At 51.5% G+C, this 2,201-nt stretch carries 2 tRNA genes and 1 rRNA gene; all 3 read left to right on the forward strand.

Features of this window, described 5'->3' with window-relative positions:
* Positions 1–239 precede the first annotated feature (239 nt).
* Positions 240–1,774: ribosomal RNA gene (locus AC1DOC_RS30380) — 16S ribosomal RNA — on the forward strand.
* Between the two features lie 79 nt (positions 1,775–1,853).
* Positions 1,854–1,930 (forward strand) — tRNA-Ile (locus AC1DOC_RS30385).
* 29 nt (positions 1,931–1,959) lie between these two features.
* A tRNA-Ala gene (locus tag AC1DOC_RS30390) sits at positions 1,960–2,035 on the forward strand.
* The last annotated feature ends 166 nt before the right edge of the window (positions 2,036–2,201 follow it).

Genomic DNA, 2,201 nt, shown 5'->3' on the forward strand with positions numbered 1-2,201 from the left:
ACTTAAAAAACCGTGATAGACTACAAGGCTTCGCTGATCGCAGCAAGCAAGACGAAGCAGACGAAAGTTGCTTCGGGGTTCGTTAAAAATTTACAGCCGATAAGCGTGGGCGTTTGAAGGTAATTGCGTAAGTTCTTCGGAACAAGTCGCAAGACTTAAAACGCTCATGAGAATAGAAGTGAAGTTCACTTCAATTCCGTTTTTATGAGTTGCTCGAAAGAGCGAAAAAAATCAAGATCGAACTATAGAGTTTGATCCTGGCTCAGATTGAACGCTGGCGGCATGCCTTACACATGCAAGTCGAACGGCAGCRCGGGAGCAATCCTGGCGGCGAGTGGCGAACGGGTGAGTAATACATCGGAACGTGCCCAATCGTGGGGGATAACGCAGCGAAAGCTGTGCTAATACCGCATACGATCTACGGATGAAAGCAGGGGATCGCAAGACCTTGCGCGAATGGAGCGGCCGATGGCAGATTAGGTAGTTGGTGAGGTAAAGGCTCACCAAGCCTTCGATCTGTAGCTGGTCTGAGAGGACGACCAGCCACACTGGGACTGAGACACGGCCCAGACTCCTACGGGAGGCAGCAGTGGGGAATWTTGGACAATGGGCGMAAGCCTGATCCAGCCATGCCGCGTGCAGGATGAAGGCCTTCGGGTTGTAAACTGCTTTTGTACGGAACGAAACGGCCTTTTCTAATAAAGAGGGCTAATGACGGTACCGTAAGAATAAGCACCGGCTAACTACGTGCCAGCAGCCGCGGTAATACGTAGGGTGCAAGCGTTAATCGGAATTACTGGGCGTAAAGCGTGCGCAGGCGGTAATGTAAGACAGTTGTGAAATCCCCGGGCTCAACCTGGGAACTGCATCTGTGACTGCATTGCTGGAGTACGGCAGAGGGGGATGGAATTCCGCGTGTAGCAGTGAAATGCGTAGATATGCGGAGGAACACCGATGGCGAAGGCAATCCCCTGGGCCTGTACTGACGCTCATGCACGAAAGCGTGGGGAGCAAACAGGATTAGATACCCTGGTAGTCCACGCCCTAAACGATGTCAACTRGTTGTTGGGKMTTCAYTKMCTCAGTAACGWAGCTAACGCGTGAAGTTGACCGCCTGGGGAGTACGGYCGCAAGRYTGAAACTCAAAGGAATTGACGGGGRCCCGCACAAGCGGTGGAKSATGTGGTTTAATTCGAWGCAACGCGAAAAACCTTACCCACCTTTGACATGTACGGAATTCGCCAGAGATGGCTTAGTGCTCGAAAGAGAACCGTAACACAGGTGCTGCATGGCTGTCGTCAGCTCGTGTCGTGAGATGTTGGGTTAAGTCCCGCAACGAGCGCAACCCTTGTCATTAGTTGCTACATTTAGTTGGGCACTCTAATGAGACTGCCGGTGACAAACCGGAGGAAGGTGGGGATGACGTCAAGTCMTCATGGCCCTTATAGGTGGGGCTACACACGTCATACAATGGCTGGTACAAAGGGTTGCCAACCCGCGAGGGGGAGCTAATCCCATAAAACCAGTCGTAGTCCGGATCGCAGTCTGCAACTCGACTGCGTGAAGTCGGAATCGCTAGTAATCGTGGATCAGAATGTCACGGTGAATACGTTCCCGGGTCTTGTACACACCGCCCGTCACACCATGGGAGCGGGTTCTGCCAGAAGTAGTTAGCTTAACCGCAAGGAGGGCGATTACCACGGCAGGGTTCGTGACTGGGGTGAAGTCGTAACAAGGTAGCCGTATCGGAAGGTGCGGCTGGATCACCTCCTTTCTGGAAACAAGCAATTTAATTTAAACGCCCACACTTATCGGTTGTTGGAAGAAGTCGAAGTCTTCATTGATTCTCGATTGGGTCTGTAGCTCAGCTGGTTAGAGCACCGTCTTGATAAGGCGGGGGTCGTTGGTTCGAGCCCAACTAGACCCACCAAATCTTCTGATTTCTCGTGTGAGAGTTTTGGGGGATTAGCTCAGCTGGGAGAGCACCTGCTTTGCAAGCAGGGGGTCGTCGGTTCGATCCCGTCATCCTCCACCAATAATGCGATACTTAAATTCAACACCAAAGCGGCTTCCTGTCTAGGCATGAGGCTTCTTTGTTGTTGATCGAGATCTCTTGATCAATCGGCTGTTCTTTAAAAATTCATAGAGTCGAATCAGCGTTGCTGATGGAAACTGCACATTCGTAAAGGTTTAGTGCAGAC

It is taken from the genome of Variovorax sp. 01T439_2 (genome assembly GCF_056398445.1).